Source organism: Vibrio kanaloae, from assembly GCF_024347535.1.
GTDB lineage: Bacteria > Pseudomonadota > Gammaproteobacteria > Enterobacterales > Vibrionaceae > Vibrio > Vibrio kanaloae.
Genome location: NZ_AP025497.1, coordinates 1,686,893 through 1,712,067 on the forward strand (window position 1 = coordinate 1,686,893; position 25,175 = coordinate 1,712,067).

The following is a 25,175-nucleotide window of genomic DNA, read 5'->3' on the forward strand; positions in this document are numbered from 1 at the left end:
TTAATCATCTTTGATCACTAAGATAGTGCTTAGACTGTTTGTTAAATCTGTCACCGATAAGCCATCAAACTCGATAGTAACTTGTTGACCACCTTTCTCGACCGTTAGTGCTGAATGGTTGCTGTCACCTGTAATACTATTGCCGATAGTATTAAGTAAAGCAGTGGCGTCCGATTGTTCTGTAACATCGGTAAACAAGTCTGATAGATCAACCTTGTCTCCCTCTGCAACCGAGAAGTCTGTAATTCTGTCAGTACTACCGTCAAGATCACCATCTACCCACTTGAAGATATCTGCATCGTCACCGCCAGTTAGGATCTCAGAGCCTAAGCCGCCTAATAGGGTGTCGTTGCCACCTTGACCAAAGAGTATATCGTCACCCAAACCACCTTGGAGTGTATCTCCCTTATCATTCGTCCCTGCTTGGACAAACTCTTCCACATGCTCTCTAATATACTCATGTACCTGCGCATCAGTTACATCTGAAGCTCCAAGTTTTGAGGCAACATATTGCTCAATACCAGCATAACCTTGTTCAGAAACTCCATTAAAGTGCAACGCATCACCAAATAAAATATCATCACCTGCCCCACCATCAACCGAGTCACTTCCAGGTAAACGCTCCTCTGTACCACCAAGAATTGCATCCGCTAATTTATCGGCATCAACACCTACAGCAACCTTCCTGTCAGAATCAAACTGATTGAGAACATTCTCTTGGATGTTATTCCCAATCCCAATAGCTTCTACTTCGACACCATCTTCTGCAAGATTTGCATACGCGTTTAGTGATTCGTCCATCATATCATTCCAGTTGGTGATATGTTCTGCATACCCAAAACCACCTTCTCCATCAGGACGCATATAACCTTTCACATTACCGTACACTCGAAGTGTGCCAATCTCATCAATCGTAACCTGATTATGGTAGCTATACGTTTGGCCCTGAACATAGTTTCCGCCAGTAACATCATTAAGATAAACATCATTCCAATGCCCTCGATAGTCAAGCAAGCGCGGGTTGTCTATTTCCTTATTAAAGTAGGTTGGCTCACCATCTGTAATGAAGTAAGCCTTATTAACAGCATCCGGATTACTTTGCTTCACATCGCTAAACCAGTTTGCAGCAGTATTGAATGCATCTTCATAGTTCGTACCGCCACCGCTTACAAATTTATTAACTAAATCTTCTAATTCTGAGTCATCGTAATCACTCAAAGAATTTAAGTTCACTGATACAGACTTGAGCGCATAGTCGTTGAAGTCTGTTATAAATACATTAACGCTCCCACTATTACCTGTACCTGTACTCTCGATTAACGACTCAAAAACTTCTTTAAGCTGCCCTTTCATTGCGTTCAGAGACTGTTGGCTCACACTCCCTGAGGTATCCACCATGAATGCAATATTATAGTCTTGTCCTTGAGTTACGATATCTCCTGAAAGATCAGCAACATTAATATTATGTTCGTTACCAAGATTGATATTTTGCGAGTCAGCAGATTCGGTATGGCCTTCAAAACCTGAAAGTTGAATAGAGTCATCTGCCGTTGCGCTAGTTGATATACCTGTTTCTTTTTCTGTCGATTCCACTTCTACTTTCAACGCAACATTTCCAGCATCAGCACCAGGTACTCGAACCACGAGATCTTGTAATGAGACACTTTGGTTGTTATCGGCTAAATCAAATCCGTCCAAGGTAATCTCCCCTTGCCCGCTCGCAGTCCCTAGCAAAGTACCTGCAGAGTCATAAAGCAGTGTTCCTTGCGGCAATCCACTTAGCACAACTGATGACAAGTACTCACTGCCATCCAAATCCGTTACTGAAGCGCTGATATCAACAGAGTAATCTACATAAAGTGGTTGAACAGCAGTTAACTGACCAGATGTGGTGTCGATTTGATAAATACCATCATCAAACTGCACATATTCAACATTATGGACTTCTTTCGTCGTCGCTTGTCCATGCTCTGTCGTGGTGAAGCTCAACCACTTATCATTAATCGACCACTTGCTATCGTCTATCTCGTAATCGCCTAGATTCCCTTTTACAATCAGGGTATCCGTTCCTGTACCGCCATATACCCCATCATTTCCGGTACCTGACACAAGGACATCATTACCACCGCCCGCATACAGAGACTGGCCGGAAATACCATTGGCTCCAACCAGAACGTCATTAGTCGCATACGAGTTATAGTGAGCTTGAGCGTATAGTGAATCTTGACCGCCATTGTGGCTTACTAAGTAATTATTAACATACGAGCTTCCATAAAGGTTTTCCCCCCAAGCCTGGCTATCCGACTGCTCATTTCTAATATTAAACAGGGCTTTATTAAAGTTACCGGACTGGAACTGCTCCGTTGTCGTTCCCCAAGTCAAAAAGGTGCTTGAGAATATCGGCTGACTATTGCCAGACAACGAAACTTCAACTGTTGGCTTATCTGCAATACCTACGACGTCTATAACTAAGTTATCTTCCGTACCGGTATTCGTGGTATATGTCACTGTTGGCAATTGACCAGACCAGTTTTGGTTTGGTTCGAACATATAACTACCGTCAGTATTAACAACCAAATCGCCCGCATCGAGAGTAACCGTTTGTCCTACAGCATGTTCGCGACCACCAATAGAAATTGACGAAATAGTAAGAGTGTTATCGATATCGCTGTCATTTAACAAAACGTTTCCGCTTAGATCATGGTCCTCATGGACAATACCAATATCAGAATTAGTCACCGTTGGTGCGTTTTCATGTACCGTAACTGATATTGTGGTAGAGGTATTAGCGGTACTTGCGGATTCTTTTTCGCTCGCTGTCGCAACTACATGAATATCGAAGTCATCATGACTACCTGATGGGGGCTGTACCGTTAGGGTTGATAGATCCCAGTCAGTAATATCAAATGACTCCGTAGATCCACTAAAGGTATGACTGTTACTGCCATCGCTAAGCACCGCGCCCGAAGGCAGGCCTTCAACACTAACACTTAACTCCTCTGAGTCGTCGGTATCATTTAACTGAGGGGTAAGCTTAGAAATCGGAATTGCTGTATCTTGTTCACCTTCGTTCATACCGTAAGTTTGGTAGAATTCAAGACCATTTTCAGACTTCAATTCAGAGGTGCGTACCTCGATAGAATCAAGTTGAGAAGAATCGGAAACAATACCAAAGTTTGTGCTATTTAAATCAATAGCACCCTTACCATTTACAGATACATTTATATCAAAATTACCAGGGCCACTCTGATTATGATGGTAGATCTCAATAGGATAAAAACCTGACACAGGTGGCTTGAATTCGTTACCACTAGAAATTATGCCACTGTTAGATCCCCAACGAGCCTGATCGACTAATTCACCGCCAATTCTAATCGCTAAACTATCATCCCCCGAGCCCACAAAGTCATAAGTTTTATTAACATCAAGAAAGACAAGGCCAGTGACAAGTACAGCATTATCTTTTGGTGTTGTTGAACCTTGTGCATCACCAGTTGATGTTGCCGTTGCGTCTTGTTTGTCAAGCGCATCGATAACACTAATTAGAATATTTGCGTCAATCCCATGACCATTTGAACCAAGGTCAATATCTTCCCAAGTTGAGACTGCAAACTCTTGAGACGGCAAATGAAGACCATCGGTAGAAGTAAATATCGTTGGTTTATCTGCGTCAGGCGTAACATTAATCGTAATAGTCGCAGGTTCGCCTACGTTAACCCCATCTGTTGGTTTAAAGCCAATCTCAGCGTAATCTTGCTTTTGATCTCCAACGCCTTCTGTGGCGTACGAGTCGTAACCAGACTCGTCTGGGTCAGGGGTGAATCGAACCTCTCCAGCGTCAAACTGAGACTTGTTTAAGTCCGTACCGAGCTCAACACTCTGCCAGAAACCATCGCTATCTTTGTACTCTAGTTTTCCGTCGTCAGGAAGATCGGTAATCACAATACCTAGAGCTGAATCAGGTGAATCAACATCACTTATTCCGAAGAAATCCCACTCGATGAAGGTTACAGTGTCTTCGTCGGTTGTGATTGGAGATTGTTGTGAAATTGTTACCGTCGCCGCATCGTTCGCACCTTTGATGGTGATGGTCACCACCTGCGGTGTGCCGTCTTCCGATTTCACCGTGAAGGTTTCTGTCAGTGTATCGTCCACGTTCAACGCATCGACCGTCTCGTTGCCGTTATTCAGCACGTAGGTCCACTCGCCATTCGCATCCACACTGAACGTGCCGTATTCGCCCGCCGCATCGGTTTGCGCCTGGAACACGTTGTCTGTGTTGTCCACGTCGCTTGCGAACAAGGTGCCCGTCGCGGTGTTATCCGCCGCGTCTTCGGTCACGTCGCCTGCGACATCGCCTGTGATGTCCGCGCCGTCGTTCGCACCTTTGATGGTGATGGTCACCACCTGCGGTGTGCCGTCTTCCGATTTCACCGTGAAGGTTTCTGTCAGTGTATCGTCCACGTTCAACGCATCGACCGTCTCGTTGCCGTTATTCAGCACGTAGGTCCACTCGCCATTCGCATCCACACTGAACGTGCCGTATTCGCCCGCCGCATCGGTTTGCGCCTGGAACACGTTGTCTGTGTTGTCCACGTCGCTTGCGAACAAGGTGCCCGTCGCGGTGTTATCCGCCGCGTCTTCGGTCACGTCGCCTGCGACATCGCCTGTGATGTCCGCGCCGTCGTTCGCACCTTTGATGGTGATGGTCACCACCTGCGGTGTGCCGTCTTCCGATTTCACCGTGAAGGTTTCTGTCAGTGTATCGTCCACGTTCAACGCATCGACCGTCTCGTTGCCGTTATTCAGCACGTAGGTCCACTCGCCATTCGCATCCACACTGAACGTGCCGTATTCGCCCGCCGCATCGGTTTGCGCCTGGAACACGTTGTCTGTGTTGTCCACGTCGCTTGCGAACAAGGTGCCCGTCGCGGTGTTATCCGCCGCGTCTTCGGTCACGTCGCCTGCGACATCGCCTGTGATGTCCGCGCCGTCGTTCGCACCTTTGATGGTGATGGTCACCACCTGCGGTGTGCCGTCTTCCGATTTCACCGTGAAGGTTTCTGTCAGTGTATCGTCCACGTTCAACGCATCGACCGTCTCGTTGCCGTTATTCAGCACGTAGGTCCACTCGCCATTCGCATCCACACTGAACGTGCCGTATTCGCCCGCCGCATCGGTTTGCGCCTGGAACACGTTGTCTGTGTTGTCCACGTCGCTTGCGAACAAGGTGCCCGTCGCGGTGTTATCCGCCGCGTCTTCGGTCACGTCGCCTGCGACATCGCCTGTGATGTCCGCGCCGTCGTTCGCACCTTTGATGGTGATGGTCACCACCTGCGGTGTGCCGTCTTCCGATTTCACCGTGAAGGTTTCTGTCAGTGTATCGTCCACGTTCAACGCATCGACCGTCTCGTTGCCGTTATTCAGCACGTAGGTCCACTCGCCATTCGCATCCACACTGAACGTGCCGTATTCGCCCGCCGCATCGGTTTGCGCCTGGAACACGTTGTCTGTGTTGTCCACGTCGCTTGCGAACAAGGTGCCCGTCGCGGTGTTATCCGCCGCGTCTTCGGTCACGTCGCCTGCGACATCGCCTGTGATGTCCGCGCCGTCGTTCGCACCTTTGATGGTGATGGTCACCACCTGCGGTGTGCCGTCTTCCGATTTCACCGTGAAGGTTTCTGTCAGTGTATCGTCCACGTTCAACGCATCGACCGTCTCGTTGCCGTTATTCAGCACGTAGGTCCACTCGCCATTCGCATCCACACTGAACGTGCCGTATTCGCCCGCCGCATCGGTTTGCGCCTGGAACACGTTGTCTGTGTTGTCCACGTCGCTTGCGAACAAGGTGCCCGTCGCGGTGTTATCCGCCGCGTCTTCGGTCACGTCGCCTGCGACATCGCCTGTGATGTCCGCGCCGTCGTTCGCACCTTTGATGGTGATGGTCACCACCTGCGGTGTGCCGTCTTCCGATTTCACCGTGAAGGTTTCTGTCAGTGTATCGTCCACGTTCAACGCATCGACCGTCTCGTTGCCGTTATTCAGCACGTAGGTCCACTCGCCATTCGCATCCACACTGAACGTGCCGTATTCGCCCGCCGCATCGGTTTGCGCCTGGAACACGTTGTCTGTGTTGTCCACGTCGCTTGCGAACAAGGTGCCCGTCGCGGTGTTATCCGCCGCGTCTTCGGTCACGTCGCCTGCGACATCGCCTGTGATGTCCGCGCCGTCGTTCGCACCTTTGATGGTGATGGTCACCACCTGCGGTGTGCCGTCTTCCGATTTCACCGTGAAGGTTTCTGTCAGTGTATCGTCCACGTTCAACGCATCGACCGTCTCGTTGCCGTTATTCAGCACGTAGGTCCACTCGCCATTCGCATCCACACTGAACGTGCCGTATTCGCCCGCCGCATCGGTTTGCGCCTGGAACACGTTGTCTGTGTTGTCCACGTCGCTTGCGAACAAGGTGCCCGTCGCGGTGTTATCCGCCGCGTCTTCGGTCACGTCGCCTGCGACATCGCCTGTGATGTCCGCGCCGTCGTTCGCACCTTTGATGGTGATGGTCACCACCTGCGGTGTGCCGTCTTCCGATTTCACCGTGAAGGTTTCTGTCAGTGTATCGTCCACGTTCAACGCATCGACCGTCTCGTTGCCGTTATTCAGCACGTAGGTCCACTCGCCATTCGCATCCACACTGAACGTGCCGTATTCGCCCGCCGCATCGGTTTGCGCCTGGAACACGTTGTCTGTGTTGTCCACGTCGCTTGCGAACAAGGTGCCCGTCGCGGTGTTATCCGCCGCGTCTTCGGTCACGTCGCCTGCGACATCGCCTGTGATGTCCGCGCCGTCGTTCGCACCTTTGATGGTGATGGTCACCACCTGCGGTGTGCCGTCTTCCGATTTCACCGTGAAGGTTTCTGTCAGTGTATCGTCCACGTTCAACGCATCGACCGTCTCGTTGCCGTTATTCAGCACGTAGGTCCACTCGCCATTCGCATCCACACTGAACGTGCCGTATTCGCCCGCCGCATCGGTTTGCGCCTGGAACACGTTGTCTGTGTTGTCCACGTCGCTTGCGAACAAGGTGCCCGTCGCGGTGTTATCCGCCGCGTCTTCGGTCACGTCGCCTGCGACATCGCCTGTGATGTCCGCGCCGTCGTTCGCACCTTTGATGGTGATGGTCACCACCTGCGGTGTGCCGTCTTCCGATTTCACCGTGAAGGTTTCTGTCAGTGTATCGTCCACGTTCAACGCATCGACCGTCTCGTTGCCGTTATTCAGCACGTAGGTCCACTCGCCATTCGCATCCACACTGAACGTGCCGTATTCGCCCGCCGCATCGGTTTGCGCCTGGAACACGTTGTCTGTGTTGTCCACGTCGCTTGCGAACAAGGTGCCCGTCGCGGTGTTATCCGCCGCGTCTTCGGTCACGTCGCCTGCGACATCGCCTGTGATGTCCGCGCCGTCGTTCGCACCTTTGATGGTGATGGTCACCACCTGCGGTGTGCCGTCTTCCGATTTCACCGTGAAGGTTTCTGTCAGTGTATCGTCCACGTTCAACGCATCGACCGTCTCGTTGCCGTTATTCAGCACGTAGGTCCACTCGCCATTCGCATCCACACTGAACGTGCCGTATTCGCCCGCCGCATCGGTTTGCGCCTGGAACACGTTGTCTGTGTTGTCCACGTCGCTTGCGAACAAGGTGCCCGTCGCGGTGTTATCCGCCGCGTCTTCGGTCACGTCGCCTGCGACATCGCCTGTGATGTCCGCGCCGTCGTTCGCACCTTTGATGGTGATGGTCACCACCTGCGGTGTGCCGTCTTCCGATTTCACCGTGAAGGTTTCTGTCAGTGTATCGTCCACGTTCAACGCATCGACCGTCTCGTTGCCGTTATTCAGCACGTAGGTCCACTCGCCATTCGCATCCACACTGAACGTGCCGTATTCGCCCGCCGCATCGGTTTGCGCCTGGAACACGTTGTCTGTGTTGTCCACGTCGCTTGCGAACAAGGTGCCCGTCGCGGTGTTATCCGCCGCGTCTTCGGTCACGTCGCCTGCGACATCGCCTGTGATGTCCGCGCCGTCGTTCGCACCTTTGATGGTGATGGTCACCACCTGCGGTGTGCCGTCTTCCGATTTCACCGTGAAGGTTTCTGTCAGTGTATCGTCCACGTTCAACGCATCGACCGTCTCGTTGCCGTTATTCAGCACGTAGGTCCACTCGCCATTCGCATCCACACTGAACGTGCCGTATTCGCCCGCCGCATCGGTTTGCGCCTGGAACACGTTGTCTGTGTTGTCCACGTCGCTTGCGAACAAGGTGCCCGTCGCGGTGTTATCCGCCGCGTCTTCGGTCACGTCGCCTGCGACATCGCCTGTGATGTCCGCGCCGTCGTTCGCACCTTTGATGGTGATGGTCACCACCTGCGGTGTGCCGTCTTCCGATTTCACCGTGAAGGTTTCTGTCAGTGTATCGTCCACGTTCAACGCATCGACCGTCTCGTTGCCGTTATTCAGCACGTAGGTCCACTCGCCATTCGCATCCACACTGAACGTGCCGTATTCGCCCGCCGCATCGGTTTGCGCCTGGAACACGTTGTCTGTGTTGTCCACGTCGCTTGCGAACAAGGTGCCCGTCGCGGTGTTATCCGCCGCGTCTTCGGTCACGTCGCCTGCGACATCGCCTGTGATGTCCGCGCCGTCGTTCGCACCTTTGATGGTGATGGTCACCACCTGCGGTGTGCCGTCTTCCGATTTCACCGTGAAGGTTTCTGTCAGTGTATCGTCCACGTTCAACGCATCGACCGTCTCGTTGCCGTTATTCAGCACGTAGGTCCACTCGCCATTCGCATCCACACTGAACGTGCCGTATTCGCCCGCCGCATCGGTTTGCGCCTGGAACACGTTGTCTGTGTTGTCCACGTCGCTTGCGAACAAGGTGCCCGTCGCGGTGTTATCCGCCGCGTCTTCGGTCACGTCGCCTGCGACATCGCCTGTGATGTCCGCGCCGTCGTTCGCACCTTTGATGGTGATGGTCACCACCTGCGGTGTGCCGTCTTCCGATTTCACCGTGAAGGTTTCTGTCAGTGTATCGTCCACGTTCAACGCATCGACCGTCTCGTTGCCGTTATTCAGCACGTAGGTCCACTCGCCATTCGCATCCACACTGAACGTGCCGTATTCGCCCGCCGCATCGGTTTGCGCCTGGAACACGTTGTCTGTGTTGTCCACGTCGCTTGCGAACAAGGTGCCCGTCGCGGTGTTATCCGCCGCGTCTTCGGTCACGTCGCCTGCGACATCGCCTGTGATGTCCGCGCCGTCGTTCGCACCTTTGATGGTGATGGTCACCACCTGCGGTGTGCCGTCTTCCGATTTCACCGTGAAGGTTTCTGTCAGTGTATCGTCCACGTTCAACGCATCGACCGTCTCGTTGCCGTTATTCAGCACGTAGGTCCACTCGCCATTCGCATCCACACTGAACGTGCCGTATTCGCCCGCCGCATCGGTTTGCGCCTGGAACACGTTGTCTGTGTTGTCCACGTCGCTTGCGAACAAGGTGCCCGTCGCGGTGTTATCCGCCGCGTCTTCGGTCACGTCGCCTGCGACATCGCCTGTGATGTCCGCGCCGTCGTTCGCACCTTTGATGGTGATGGTCACCACCTGCGGTGTGCCGTCTTCCGATTTCACCGTGAAGGTTTCTGTCAGTGTATCGTCCACGTTCAACGCATCGACCGTCTCGTTGCCGTTATTCAGCACGTAGGTCCACTCGCCATTCGCATCCACACTGAACGTGCCGTATTCGCCCGCCGCATCGGTTTGCGCCTGGAACACGTTGTCTGTGTTGTCCACGTCGCTTGCGAACAAGGTGCCCGTCGCGGTGTTATCCGCCGCGTCTTCGGTCACGTCGCCTGCGACATCGCCTGTGATGTCCGCGCCGTCGTTCGCACCTTTGATGGTGATGGTCACCACCTGCGGTGTGCCGTCTTCCGATTTCACCGTGAAGGTTTCTGTCAGTGTATCGTCCACGTTCAACGCATCGACCGTCTCGTTGCCGTTATTCAGCACGTAGGTCCACTCGCCATTCGCATCCACACTGAACGTGCCGTATTCGCCCGCCGCATCGGTTTGCGCCTGGAACACGTTGTCTGTGTTGTCCACGTCGCTTGCGAACAAGGTGCCCGTCGCGGTGTTATCCGCCGCGTCTTCGGTCACGTCGCCTGCGACATCGCCTGTGATGTCCGCGCCGTCGTTCGCACCTTTGATGGTGATGGTCACCACCTGCGGTGTGCCGTCTTCCGATTTCACCGTGAAGGTTTCTGTCAGTGTATCGTCCACGTTCAACGCATCGACCGTCTCGTTGCCGTTATTCAGCACGTAGGTCCACTCGCCATTCGCATCCACACTGAACGTGCCGTATTCGCCCGCCGCATCGGTTTGCGCCTGGAACACGTTGTCTGTGTTGTCCACGTCGCTTGCGAACAAGGTGCCCGTCGCGGTGTTATCCGCCGCGTCTTCGGTCACGTCGCCTGCGACATCGCCTGTGATGTCCGCGCCGTCGTTCGCACCTTTGATGGTGATGGTCACCACCTGCGGTGTGCCGTCTTCCGATTTCACCGTGAAGGTTTCTGTCAGTGTATCGTCCACGTTCAACGCATCGACCGTCTCGTTGCCGTTATTCAGCACGTAGGTCCACTCGCCATTCGCATCCACACTGAACGTGCCGTATTCGCCCGCCGCATCGGTTTGCGCCTGGAACACGTTGTCTGTGTTGTCCACGTCGCTTGCGAACAAGGTGCCCGTCGCGGTGTTATCCGCCGCGTCTTCGGTCACGTCGCCTGCGACATCGCCTGTGATGTCCGCGCCGTCGTTCGCACCTTTGATGGTGATGGTCACCACCTGCGGTGTGCCGTCTTCCGATTTCACCGTGAAGGTTTCTGTCAGTGTATCGTCCACGTTCAACGCATCGACCGTCTCGTTGCCGTTATTCAGCACGTAGGTCCACTCGCCATTCGCATCCACACTGAACGTGCCGTATTCGCCCGCCGCATCGGTTTGCGCCTGGAACACGTTGTCTGTGTTGTCCACGTCGCTTGCGAACAAGGTGCCCGTCGCGGTGTTATCCGCCGCGTCTTCGGTCACGTCGCCTGCGACATCGCCTGTGATGTCCGCGCCGTCGTTCGCACCTTTGATGGTGATGGTCACCACCTGCGGTGTGCCGTCTTCCGATTTCACCGTGAAGGTTTCTGTCAGTGTATCGTCCACGTTCAACGCATCGACCGTCTCGTTGCCGTTATTCAGCACGTAGGTCCACTCGCCATTCGCATCCACACTGAACGTGCCGTATTCGCCCGCCGCATCGGTTTGCGCCTGGAACACGTTGTCTGTGTTGTCCACGTCGCTTGCGAACAAGGTGCCCGTCGCGGTGTTATCCGCCGCGTCTTCGGTCACGTCGCCTGCGACATCGCCTGTGATGTCCGCGCCGTCGTTCGCACCTTTGATGGTGATGGTCACCACCTGCGGTGTGCCGTCTTCCGATTTCACCGTGAAGGTTTCTGTCAGTGTATCGTCCACGTTCAACGCATCGACCGTCTCGTTGCCGTTATTCAGCACGTAGGTCCACTCGCCATTCGCATCCACACTGAACGTGCCGTATTCGCCCGCCGCATCGGTTTGCGCCTGGAACACGTTGTCTGTGTTGTCCACGTCGCTTGCGAACAAGGTGCCCGTCGCGGTGTTATCCGCCGCGTCTTCGGTCACGTCGCCTGCGACATCGCCTGTGATGTCCGCGCCGTCGTTCGCACCTTTGATGGTGATGGTCACCACCTGCGGTGTGCCGTCTTCCGATTTCACCGTGAAGGTTTCTGTCAGTGTATCGTCCACGTTCAACGCATCGACCGTCTCGTTGCCGTTATTCAGCACGTAGGTCCACTCGCCATTCGCATCCACACTGAACGTGCCGTATTCGCCCGCCGCATCGGTTTGCGCCTGGAACACGTTGTCTGTGTTGTCCACGTCGCTTGCGAACAAGGTGCCCGTCGCGGTGTTATCCGCCGCGTCTTCGGTCACGTCGCCTGCGACATCGCCTGTGATGTCCGCGCCGTCGTTCGCACCTTTGATGGTGATGGTCACCACCTGCGGTGTGCCGTCTTCCGATTTCACCGTGAAGGTTTCTGTCAGTGTATCGTCCACGTTCAACGCATCGACCGTCTCGTTGCCGTTATTCAGCACGTAGGTCCACTCGCCATTCGCATCCACACTGAACGTGCCGTATTCGCCCGCCGCATCGGTTTGCGCCTGGAACACGTTGTCTGTGTTGTCCACGTCGCTTGCGAACAAGGTGCCCGTCGCGGTGTTATCCGCCGCGTCTTCGGTCACGTCGCCTGCGACATCGCCTGTGATGTCCGCGCCGTCGTTCGCACCTTTGATGGTGATGGTCACCACCTGCGGTGTGCCGTCTTCCGATTTCACCGTGAAGGTTTCTGTCAGTGTATCGTCCACGTTCAACGCATCGACCGTCTCGTTGCCGTTATTCAGCACGTAGGTCCACTCGCCATTCGCATCCACACTGAACGTGCCGTATTCGCCCGCCGCATCGGTTTGCGCCTGGAACACGTTGTCTGTGTTGTCCACGTCGCTTGCGAACAAGGTGCCCGTCGCGGTGTTATCCGCCGCGTCTTCGGTCACGTCGCCTGCGACATCGCCTGTGATGTCCGCGCCGTCGTTCGCACCTTTGATGGTGATGGTCACCACCTGCGGTGTGCCGTCTTCCGATTTCACCGTGAAGGTTTCTGTCAGTGTATCGTCCACGTTCAACGCATCGACCGTCTCGTTGCCGTTATTCAGCACGTAGGTCCACTCGCCATTCGCATCCACACTGAACGTGCCGTATTCGCCCGCCGCATCGGTTTGCGCCTGGAACACGTTGTCTGTGTTGTCCACGTCGCTTGCGAACAAGGTGCCCGTCGCGGTGTTATCCGCCGCGTCTTCGGTCACGTCGCCTGCGACATCGCCTGTGATGTCCGCGCCGTCGTTCGCACCTTTGATGGTGATGGTCACCACCTGCGGTGTGCCGTCTTCCGATTTCACCGTGAAGGTTTCTGTCAGTGTATCGTCCACGTTCAACGCATCGACCGTCTCGTTGCCGTTATTCAGCACGTAGGTCCACTCGCCATTCGCATCCACACTGAACGTGCCGTATTCGCCCGCCGCATCGGTTTGCGCCTGGAACACGTTGTCTGTGTTGTCCACGTCGCTTGCGAACAAGGTGCCCGTCGCGGTGTTATCCGCCGCGTCTTCGGTCACGTCGCCTGCGACATCGCCTGTGATGTCCGCGCCGTCGTTCGCACCTTTGATGGTGATGGTCACCACCTGCGGTGTGCCGTCTTCCGATTTCACCGTGAAGGTTTCTGTCAGTGTATCGTCCACGTTCAACGCATCGACCGTCTCGTTGCCGTTATTCAGCACGTAGGTCCACTCGCCATTCGCATCCACACTGAACGTGCCGTATTCGCCCGCCGCATCGGTTTGCGCCTGGAACACGTTGTCTGTGTTGTCCACGTCGCTTGCGAACAAGGTGCCCGTCGCGGTGTTATCCGCCGCGTCTTCGGTCACGTCGCCTGCGACATCGCCTGTGATGTCCGCGCCGTCGTTCGCACCTTTGATGGTGATGGTCACCACCTGCGGTGTGCCGTCTTCCGATTTCACCGTGAAGGTTTCTGTCAGTGTATCGTCCACGTTCAACGCATCGACCGTCTCGTTGCCGTTATTCAGCACGTAGGTCCACTCGCCATTCGCATCCACACTGAACGTGCCGTATTCGCCCGCCGCATCGGTTTGCGCCTGGAACACGTTGTCTGTGTTGTCCACGTCGCTTGCGAACAAGGTGCCCGTCGCGGTGTTATCCGCCGCGTCTTCGGTCACGTCGCCTGCGACATCGCCTGTGATGTCCGCGCCGTCGTTCGCACCTTTGATGGTGATGGTCACCACCTGCGGTGTGCCGTCTTCCGATTTCACCGTGAAGGTTTCTGTCAGTGTATCGTCCACGTTCAACGCATCGACCGTCTCGTTGCCGTTATTCAGCACGTAGGTCCACTCGCCATTCGCATCCACACTGAACGTGCCGTATTCGCCCGCCGCATCGGTTTGCGCCTGGAACACGTTGTCTGTGTTGTCCACGTCGCTTGCGAACAAGGTGCCCGTCGCGGTGTTATCCGCCGCGTCTTCGGTCACGTCGCCTGCGACATCGCCTGTGATGTCCGCGCCGTCGTTCGCACCTTTGATGGTGATGGTCACCACCTGCGGTGTGCCGTCTTCCGATTTCACCGTGAAGGTTTCTGTCAGTGTATCGTCCACGTTCAACGCATCGACCGTCTCGTTGCCGTTATTCAGCACGTAGGTCCACTCGCCATTCGCATCCACACTGAACGTGCCGTATTCGCCCGCCGCATCGGTTTGCGCCTGGAACACGTTGTCTGTGTTGTCCACGTCGCTTGCGAACAAGGTGCCCGTCGCGGTGTTATCCGCCGCGTCTTCGGTCACGTCGCCTGCGACATCGCCTGTGATGTCCGCGCCGTCGTTCGCACCTTTGATGGTGATGGTCACCACCTGCGGTGTGCCGTCTTCCGATTTCACCGTGAAGGTTTCTGTCAGTGTATCGTCCACGTTCAACGCATCGACCGTCTCGTTGCCGTTATTCAGCACGTAGGTCCACTCGCCATTCGCATCCACACTGAACGTGCCGTATTCGCCCGCCGCATCGGTTTGCGCCTGGAACACGTTGTCTGTGTTGTCCACGTCGCTTGCGAACAAGGTGCCCGTCGCGGTGTTATCCGCCGCGTCTTCGGTCACGTCGCCTGCGACATCGCCTGTGATGTCCGCGCCGTCGTTCGCACCTTTGATGGTGATGGTCACCACCTGCGGTGTGCCGTCTTCCGATTTCACCGTGAAGGTTTCTGTCAGTGTATCGTCCACGTTCAACGCATCGACCGTCTCGTTGCCGTTATTCAGCACGTAGGTCCACTCGCCATTCGCATCCACACTGAACGTGCCGTATTCGCCCGCCGCATCGGTTTGCGCCTGGAACACGTTGTCTGTGTTGTCCACGTCGCTTGCGAACAAGGTGCCCGTCGCGGTGTTATCCGCCGCGTCTTCGGTCACGTCGCCTGCGACATCGCCTGTGATGTCCGCGCCGTCGTTCGCACCTTTGATGGTGATGGTCACCACCTGCGGTGTGCCGTCTTCCGATTTCACCGTGAAGGTTTCTGTCAGTGTATCGTCCACGTTCAACGCATCGACCGTCTCGTTGCCGTTATTCAGCACGTAGGTCCACTCGCCATTCGCATCCACACTGAACGTGCCGTATTCGCCCGCCGCATCGGTTTGCGCCTGGAACACGTTGTCTGTGTTGTCCACGTCGCTTGCGAACAAGGTGCCCGTCGCGGTGTTATCCGCCGCGTCTTCGGTCACGTCGCCTGCGACATCGCCTGTGATGTCCGCGCCGTCGTTCGCACCTTTGATGGTGATGGTCACCACCTGCGGTGTGCCGTCTTCCGATTTCACCGTGAAGGTTTCTGTCAGTGTATCGTCCACGTTCAACGCATCGACCGTCTCGTTGCCGTTATTCAGCACGTAGGTCCACTCGCCATTCGCATCCACACTGAACGTGCCGTATTCGCCCGCCGCATCGGTTTGCGCCTGGAACACGTTGTCTGTGTTGTCCACGTCGCTTGCGAACAAGGTGCCCGTCGCGGTGTTATCCGCCGCGTCTTCGGTCACGTCGCCTGCGACATCGCCTGTGATGTCCGCGCCGTCGTTCGCACCTTTGATGGTGATGGTCACCACCTGCGGTGTGCCGTCTTCCGATTTCACCGTGAAGGTTTCTGTCAGTGTATCGTCCACGTTCAACGCATCGACCGTCTCGTTGCCGTTATTCAGCACGTAGGTCCACTCGCCATTCGCATCCACACTGAACGTGCCGTATTCGCCCGCCGCATCGGTTTGCGCCTGGAACACGTTGTCTGTGTTGTCCACGTCGCTTGCGAACAAGGTGCCCGTCGCGGTGTTATCCGCCGCGTCTTCGGTCACGTCGCCTGCGACATCGCCTGTGATGTCCGCGCCGTCGTTCGCACCTTTGATGGTGATGGTCACCACCTGCGGTGTGCCGTCTTCCGATTTCACCGTGAAGGTTTCTGTCAGTGTATCGTCCACGTTCAACGCATCGACCGTCTCGTTGCCGTTATTCAGCACGTAGGTCCACTCGCCATTCGCATCCACACTGAACGTGCCGTATTCGCCCGCCGCATCGGTTTGCGCCTGGAACACGTTGTCTGTGTTGTCCACGTCGCTTGCGAACAAGGTGCCCGTCGCGGTGTTATCCGCCGCGTCTTCGGTCACGTCGCCTGCGACATCGCCTGTGATGTCCGCGCCGTCGTTCGCACCTTTGATGGTGATGGTCACCACCTGCGGTGTGCCGTCTTCCGATTTCACCGTGAAGGTTTCTGTCAGTGTATCGTCCACGTTCAACGCATCGACCGTCTCGTTGCCGTTATTCAGCACGTAGGTCCACTCGCCATTCGCATCCACACTGAACGTGCCGTATTCGCCCGCCGCATCGGTTTGCGCCTGGAACACGTTGTCTGTGTTGTCCACGTCGCTTGCGAACAAGGTGCCCGTCGCGGTGTTATCCGCCGCGTCTTCGGTCACGTCGCCTGCGACATCGCCTGTGATGTCCGCGCCGTCGTTCGCACCTTTGATGGTGATGGTCACCACCTGCGGTGTGCCGTCTTCCGATTTCACCGTGAAGGTTTCTGTCAGTGTATCGTCCACGTTCAACGCATCGACCGTCTCGTTGCCGTTATTCAGCACGTAGGTCCACTCGCCATTCGCATCCACACTGAACGTGCCGTATTCGCCCGCCGCATCGGTTTGCGCCTGGAACACGTTGTCTGTGTTGTCCACGTCGCTTGCGAACAAGGTGCCCGTCGCGGTGTTATCCGCCGCGTCTTCGGTCACGTCGCCTGCGACATCGCCTGTGATGTCCGCGCCGTCGTTCGCACCTTTGATGGTGATGGTCACCACCTGCGGTGTGCCGTCTTCCGATTTCACCGTGAAGGTTTCTGTCAGTGTATCGTCCACGTTCAACGCATCGACCGTCTCGTTGCCGTTATTCAGCACGTAGGTCCACTCGCCATTCGCATCCACACTGAACGTGCCGTATTCGCCCGCCGCATCGGTTTGCGCCTGGAACACGTTGTCTGTGTTGTCCACGTCGCTTGCGAACAAGGTGCCCGTCGCGGTGTTATCCGCCGCGTCTTCGGTCACGTCGCCTGCGACATCGCCTGTGATGTCCGCGCCGTCGTTCGCACCTTTGATGGTGATGGTCACCACCTGCGGTGTGCCGTCTTCCGATTTCACCGTGAAGGTTTCTGTCAGTGTATCGTCCACGTTCAACGCATCGACCGTCTCGTTGCCGTTATTCAGCACGTAGGTCCACTCGCCATTCGCATCCACACTGAACGTGCCGTATTCGCCCGCCGCATCGGTTTGCGCCTGGAACACGTTGTCTGTGTTGTCCACGTCGCTTGCGAACAAGGTGCCCGTCGCGGTGTTATCCGCCGCGTCTTCGGTCACGTCGCCTGCGACATCGCCTGTGATGTCCGCGCCGTCGTTCGCACCTTTGATGGTGATGGTCACCACCTGCGGTGTGCCGTCTTCCGATTTCACCGTGAAGGTTTCTGTCAGTGTATCGTCCACGTTCAACGCATCGACCGTCTCGTTGCCGTTATTCAGCACGTAGGTCCACTCGCCATTCGCATCCACACTGAACGTGCCGTATTCGCCCGCCGCATCGGTTTGCGCCTGGAACACGTTGTCTGTGTTGTCCACGTCGCTTGCGAACAAGGTGCCCGTCGCGGTGTTATCCGCCGCGTCTTCGGTCACGTCGCCTGCGACATCGCCTGTGATGTCCGCGCCGTCGTTCGCACCTTTGATGGTGATGGTCACCACCTGCGGTGTGCCGTCTTCCGATTTCACCGTGAAGGTTTCTGTCAGTGTATCGTCCACGTTCAACGCATCGACCGTCTCGTTGCCGTTATTCAGCACGTAGGTCCACTCGCCATTCGCATCCACACTGAACGTGCCGTATTCGCCCGCCGCATCGGTTTGCGCCTGGAACACGTTGTCTGTGTTGTCCACGTCGCTTGCGAACAAGGTGCCCGTCGCGGTGTTATCCGCCGCGTCTTCGGTCACGTCGCCTGCGACATCGCCTGTGATGTCCGCGCCGTCGTTCGCACCTTTGATGGTGATGGTCACCACCTGCGGTGTGCCGTCTTCCGATTTCACCGTGAAGGTTTCTGTCAGTGTATCGTCCACGTTCAACGCATCGACCGTCTCGTTGCCGTTATTCAGCACGTAGGTCCACTCGCCATTCGCATCCACACTGAACGTGCCGTATTCGCCCGCCGCATCGGTTTGCGCCTGGAACACGTTGTCTGTGTTGTCCACGTCGCTTGCGAACAAGGTGCCCGTCGCGGTGTTATCCGCCGCGTCTTCGGTCACGTCGCCTGCGACATCGCCTGTGATGTCCGCGCCGTCGTTCGCACCTTTGATGGTGATGGTCACCACCTGCGGTGTGCCGTCTTCCGATTTCACCGTGAAGGTTTCTGTCAGTGTATCGTCCACGTTCAACGCATCGACCGTCTCGTTGCCGTTATTCAGCACGTAGGTCCACTCGCCATTCGCATCCACACTGAACGTGCCGTATTCGCCCGCCGCATCGGTTTGCGCCTGGAACACGTTGTCTGTGTTGTCCACGTCGCTTGCGAACAAGGTGCCCGTCGCGGTGTTATCCGCCGCGTCTTCGGTCACGTCGCCTGCGACATCGCCTGTGATGTCCGCGCCGTCGTTCGCACCTTTGATGGTGATGGTCACCACCTGCGGTGTGCCGTCTTCCGATTTCACCGTGAAGGTTTCTGTCAGTGTATCGTCCACGTTCAACGCATCGACCGTCTCGTTGCCGTTATTCAGCACGTAGGTCCACTCGCCATTCGCATCCACACTGAACGTGCCGTATTCGCCCGCCGCATCGGTTTGCGCCTGGAACACGTTGTCTGTGTTGTCCACGTCGCTTGCGAACAAGGTGCCCGTCGCGGTGTTATCCGCCGCGTCTTCGGTCACGTCGCCTGCGACATCGCCTGTGATGTCCGCGCCGTCGTTCGCACCTTTGATGGTGATGGTCACCACCTGCGGTGTGCCGTCTTCCGATTTCACCGTGAAGGTTTCTGTCAGTGTATCGTCCACGTTCAACGCATCGACCGTCTCGTTGCCGTTATTCAGCACGTAGGTCCACTCGCCATTCGCATCCACACTGAACGTGCCGTATTCGCCCGCCGCATCGGTTTGCGCCTGGAACACGTTGTCTGTGTTGTCCACGTCGCTTGCGAACAAGGTGCCCGTCGCGGTGTTATCCGCCGCGTCTTCGGTCACGTCGCCTGCGACATCGCCTGTGATGTCCGCGCCGTCGTTCGCACCTTTGATGGTGATGGTCACCACCTGCGGTGTGCCGTCTTCCGATTTCACCGTGAAGGTTTCTGTCAGTGTATCGTCCACGTTCAACGCATCGACCGTCTCGTTGCCGTTATTCAGCACGTAGGTCCACTCGCCATTCGCATCCACACTGAACGTGCCGTATTCGCCCGCCGCATCGGTTTGCGCCTGGAACACGTTGTCTGTGTTGTCCACGTCGCTTGCGAACAAGGTGCCCGTCGCGGTGTTATCCGCCGCGTCTTCGGTCACGTCGCCTGCGACATCGCCTGTGATGTCCGCGCCGTCGTTCGCACCTTTGATGGTGATGGTCACCACCTGCGGTGTGCCGTCTTCCGATTTCACCGTGAAGGTTTCTGTCAGTGTATCGTCCACGTTCAACGCATCGACCGTCTCGTTGCCGTTATTCAGCACGTAGGTCCACTCGCCATTCGCATCCACACTGAACGTGCCGTATTCGCCCGCCGCATCGGTTTGCGCCTGGAACACGTTGTCTGTGTTGTCCACGTCGCTTGCGAACAAGGTGCCCGTCGCGGTGTTATCCGCCGCGTCTTCGGTCACGTCGCCTGCGACATCGCCTGTGATGTCCGCGCCGTCGTTCGCACCTTTGATGGTGATGGTCACCACCTGCGGTGTGCCGTCTTCCGATTTCACCGTGAAGGTTTCTGTCAGTGTATCGTCCACGTTCAACGCATCGACCGTCTCGTTGCCGTTATTCAGCACGTAGGTCCACTCGCCATTCGCATCCACACTGAACGTGCCGTATTCGCCCGCCGCATCGGTTTGCGCCTGGAACACGTTGTCTGTGTTGTCCACGTCGCTTGCGAACAAGGTGCCCGTCGCGGTGTTATCCGCCGCGTCTTCGGTCACGTCGCCTGCGACATCGCCTGTGATGTCCGCGCCGTCGTTCGCACCTTTGATGGTGATGGTCACCACCTGCGGTGTGCCGTCTTCCGATTTCACCGTGAAGGTTTCTGTCAGTGTATCGTCCACGTTCAACGCATCGACCGTCTCGTTGCCGTTATTCAGCACGTAGGTCCACTCGCCATTCGCATCCACACTGAACGTGCCGTATTCGCCCGCCGCATCGGTTTGCGCCTGGAACACGTTGTCTGTGTTGTCCACGTCGCTTGCGAACAAGGTGCCCGTCGCGGTGTTATCCGCCGCGTCTTCGGTCACGTCGCCTGCGACATCGCCTGTGATGTCCGCGCCGTCGTTCGCACCTTTGATGGTGATGGTCACCACCTGCGGTGTGCCGTCTTCCGATTTCACCGTGAAGGTTTCTGTCAGTGTATCGTCCACGTTCAACGCATCGACCGTCTCGTTGCCGTTATTCAGCACGTAGGTCCACTCGCCATTCGCATCCACACTGAACGTGCCGTATTCGCCCGCCGCATCGGTTTGCGCCTGGAACACGTTGTCTGTGTTGTCCACGTCGCTTGCGAACAAGGTGCCCGTCGCGGTGTTATCCGCCGCGTCTTCGGTCACGTCGCCTGCGACATCGCCTGTGATGTCCGCGCCGTCGTTCGCACCTTTGATGGTGATGGTCACCACCTGCGGTGTGCCGTCTTCCGATTTCACCGTGAAGGTTTCTGTCAGTGTATCGTCCACGTTCAACGCATCGACCGTCTCGTTGCCGTTATTCAGCACGTAGGTCCACTCGCCATTCGCATCCACACTGAACGTGCCGTATTCGCCCGCCGCATCGGTTTGCGCCTGGAACACGTTGTCTGTGTTGTCCACGTCGCTTGCGAACAAGGTGCCCGTCGCGGTGTTATCCGCCGCGTCTTCGGTCACGTCGCCTGCGACATCGCCTGTGATGTCCGCGCCGTCGTTCGCACCTTTGATGGTGATGGTCACCACCTGCGGTGTGCCGTCTTCCGATTTCACCGTGAAGGTTTCTGTCAGTGTATCGTCCACGTTCAACGCATCGACCGTCTCGTTGCCGTTATTCAGCACGTAGGTCCACTCGCCATTCGCATCCACACTGAACGTGCCGTATTCGCCCGCCGCATCGGTTTGCGCCTGGAACACGTTGTCTGTGTTGTCCACGTCGCTTGCGAACAAGGTGCCCGTCGCGGTGTTATCCGCCGCGTCTTCGGTCACGTCGCCTGCGACATCGCCTGTGATGTCCGCGCCGTCGTTCGCACCTTTGATGGTGATGGTCACCACCTGCGGTGTGCCGTCTTCCGATTTCACCGTGAAGGTTTCTGTCAGTGTATCGTCCACGTTCAACGCATCGACCGTCTCGTTGCCGTTATTCAGCACGTAGGTCCACTCGCCATTCGCATCCACACTGAACGTGCCGTATTCGCCCGCCGCATCGGTTTGCGCCTGGAACACGTTGTCTGTGTTGTCCACGTCGCTTGCGAACAAGGTGCCCGTCGCGGTGTTATCCGCCGCGTCTTCGGTCACGTCGCCTGCGACATCGCCTGTGATGTCCGCGCCGTCGTTCGCACCTTTGATGGTGATGGTCACCACCTGCGGTGTGCCGTCTTCCGATTTCACCGTGAAGGTTTCTGTCAGTGTATCGTCCACGTTCAACGCATCGACCGTCTCGTTGCCGTTATTCAGCACGTAGGTCCACTCGCCATTCGCATCCACACTGAACGTGCCGTATTCGCCCGCCGCATCGGTTTGCGCCTGGAACACGTTGTCTGTGTTGTCCACGTCGCTTGCGAACAAGGTGCCCGTCGCGGTGTTATCCGCCGCGTCTTCGGTCACGTCGCCTGCGACATCGCCTGTGATGTCCGCGCCGTCGTTCGCACCTTTGATGGTGATGGTCACCACCTGCGGTGTGCCGTCTTCCGATTTCACCGTGAAGGTTTCTGTCAGTGTATCGTCCACGTTCAACGCATCGACCGTCTCGTTGCCGTTATTCAGCACGTAGGTCCACTCGCCATTCGCATCCACACTGAACGTGCCGTATTCGCCCGCCGCATCGGTTTGCGCCTGGAACACGTTGTCTGTGTTGTCCACGTCGCTTGCGAACAAGGTGCCCGTCGCGGTGTTATCCGCCGCGTCTTCGGTCACGTCGCCTGCGACATCGCCTGTGATGTCCGCGCCGTCGTTCGCACCTTTGATGGTGATGGTCACCACCTGCGGTGTGCCGTCTTCCGATTTCACCGTGAAGGTTTCTGTCAGTGTATCGTCCACGTTCAACGCATCGACCGTCTCGTTGCCGTTATTCAGCACGTAGGTCCACTCGCCATTCGCATCCACACTGAACGTGCCGTATTCGCCCGCCGCATCGGTTTGCGCCTGGAACACGTTGTCTGTGTTGTCCACGTCGCTTGCGAACAAGGTGCCCGTCGCGGTGTTATCCGCCGCGTCTTCGGTCACGTCGCCTGCGACATCGCCTGTGATGTCCGCGCCGTCGTTCGCACCTTTGATGGTGATGGTCACCACCTGCGGTGTGCCGTCTTCCGATTTCACCGTGAAGGTTTCTGTCAGTGTATCGTCCACGTTCAACGCATCGACCGTCTCGTTGCCGTTATTCAGCACGTAGGTCCACTCGCCATTCGCATCCACACTGAACGTGCCGTATTCGCCCGCCGCATCGGTTTGCGCCTGGAACACGTTGTCTGTGTTGTCCACGTCGCTTGCGAACAAGGTGCCCGTCGCGGTGTTATCCGCCGCGTCTTCGGTCACGTCGCCTGCGACATCGCCTGTGATGTCCGCGCCGTCGTTCGCACCTTTGATGGTGATGGTCACCACCTGCGGTGTGCCGTCTTCCGATTTCACCGTGAAGGTTTCTGTCAGTGTATCGTCCACGTTCAACGCATCGACCGTCTCGTTGCCGTTATTCAGCACGTAGGTCCACTCGCCATTCGCATCCACACTGAACGTGCCGTATTCGCCCGCCGCATCGGTTTGCGCCTGGAACACGTTGTCTGTGTTGTCCACGTCGCTTGCGAACAAGGTGCCCGTCGCGGTGTTATCCGCCGCGTCTTCGGTCACGTCGCCTGCGACATCGCCTGTGATGTCCGCGCCGTCGTTCGCACCTTTGATGGTGATGGTCACCACCTGCGGTGTGCCGTCTTCCGATTTCACCGTGAAGGTTTCTGTCAGTGTATCGTCCACGTTCAACGCATCGACCGTCTCGTTGCCGTTATTCAGCACGTAGGTCCACTCGCCATTCGCATCCACACTGAACGTGCCGTATTCGCCCGCCGCATCGGTTTGCGCCTGGAACACGTTGTCTGTGTTGTCCACGTCGCTTGCGAACAAGGTGCCCGTCGCGGTGTTATCCGCCGCGTCTTCGGTCACGTCGCCTGCGACATCGCCTGTGATGTCCGCGCCGTCGTTCGCACCTTTGATGGTGATGGTCACCACCTGCGGTGTGCCGTCTTCCGATTTCACCGTGAAGGTTTCTGTCAGTGTATCGTCCACGTTCAACGCATCGACCGTCTCGTTGCCGTTATTCAGCACGTAGGTCCACTCGCCATTCGCATCCACACTGAACGTGCCGTATTCGCCCGCCGCATCGGTTTGCGCCTGGAACACGTTGTCTGTGTTGTCCACGTCGCTTGCGAACAAGGTGCCCGTCGCGGTGTTATCCGCCGCGTCTTCGGTCACGTCGCCTGCGACATCGCCTGTGATGTCCGCGCCGTCGTTCGCACCTTTGATGGTGATGGTCACCACCTGCGGTGTGCCGTCTTCCGATTTCACCGTGAAGGTTTCTGTCAGTGTATCGTCCACGTTCAACGCATCGACCGTCTCGTTGCCGTTATTCAGCACGTAGGTCCACTCGCCATTCGCATCCACACTGAACGTGCCGTATTCGCCCGCCGCATCGGTTTGCGCCTGGAACACGTTGTCTGTGTTGTCCACGTCGCTTGCGAACAAGGTGCCCGTCGCGGTGTTATCCGCCGCGTCTTCGGTCACGTCGCCTGCGACATCGCCTGTGATGTCCGCGCCGTCGTTCGCACCTTTGATGGTGATGGTCACCACCTGCGGTGTGCCGTCTTCCGATTTCACCGTGAAGGTTTCTGTCAGTGTATCGTCCACGTTCAACGCATCGACCGTCTCGTTGCCGTTATTCAGCACGTAGGTCCACTCGCCATTCGCATCCACACTGAACGTGCCGTATTCGCCCGCCGCATCGGTTTGCGCCTGGAACACGTTGTCTGTGTTGTCCACGTCGCTTGCGAACAAGGTGCCCGTCGCGGTGTTATCCGCCGCGTCTTCGGTCACGTCGCCTGCGACATCGCCTGTGATGTCCGCGCCGTCGTTCGCACCTTTGATGGTGATGGTCACCACCTGCGGTGTGCCGTCTTCCGATTTCACCGTGAAGGTTTCTGTCAGTGTATCGTCCACGTTCAACGCATCGACCGTCTCGTTGCCGTTATTCAGCACGTAGGTCCACTCGCCATTCGCATCCACACTGAACGTGCCGTATTCGCCCGCCGCATCGGTTTGCGCCTGGAACACGTTGTCTGTGTTGTCCACGTCGCTTGCGAACAAGGTGCCCGTCGCGGTGTTATCCGCCGCGTCTTCGGTCACGTCGCCTGCGACATCGCCTGTGATGTCCGCGCCGTCGTTCGCACCTTTGATGGTGATGGTCACCACCTGCGGTGTGCCGTCTTCCGATTTCACCGTGAAGGTTTCTGTCAGTGTATCGTCCACGTTCAACG

Annotated in this window: 1 protein-coding gene (cut by a window edge); it reads right to left on the reverse strand. The window is 56.6% G+C overall.

The window, feature by feature from the left end; genetic code table 11:
* A protein-coding gene (locus tag OCV24_RS07930; protein ID WP_261878785.1) for a VCBS domain-containing protein crosses the window boundary here: on the reverse strand, positions 1-25,175 show its 3' portion. It continues 2,521 nt past the right edge of the window; 25,175 of the gene's 27,696 nt are visible here — the last part of the coding sequence; the start codon falls outside the window, past its right edge; its stop codon occupies positions 1-3.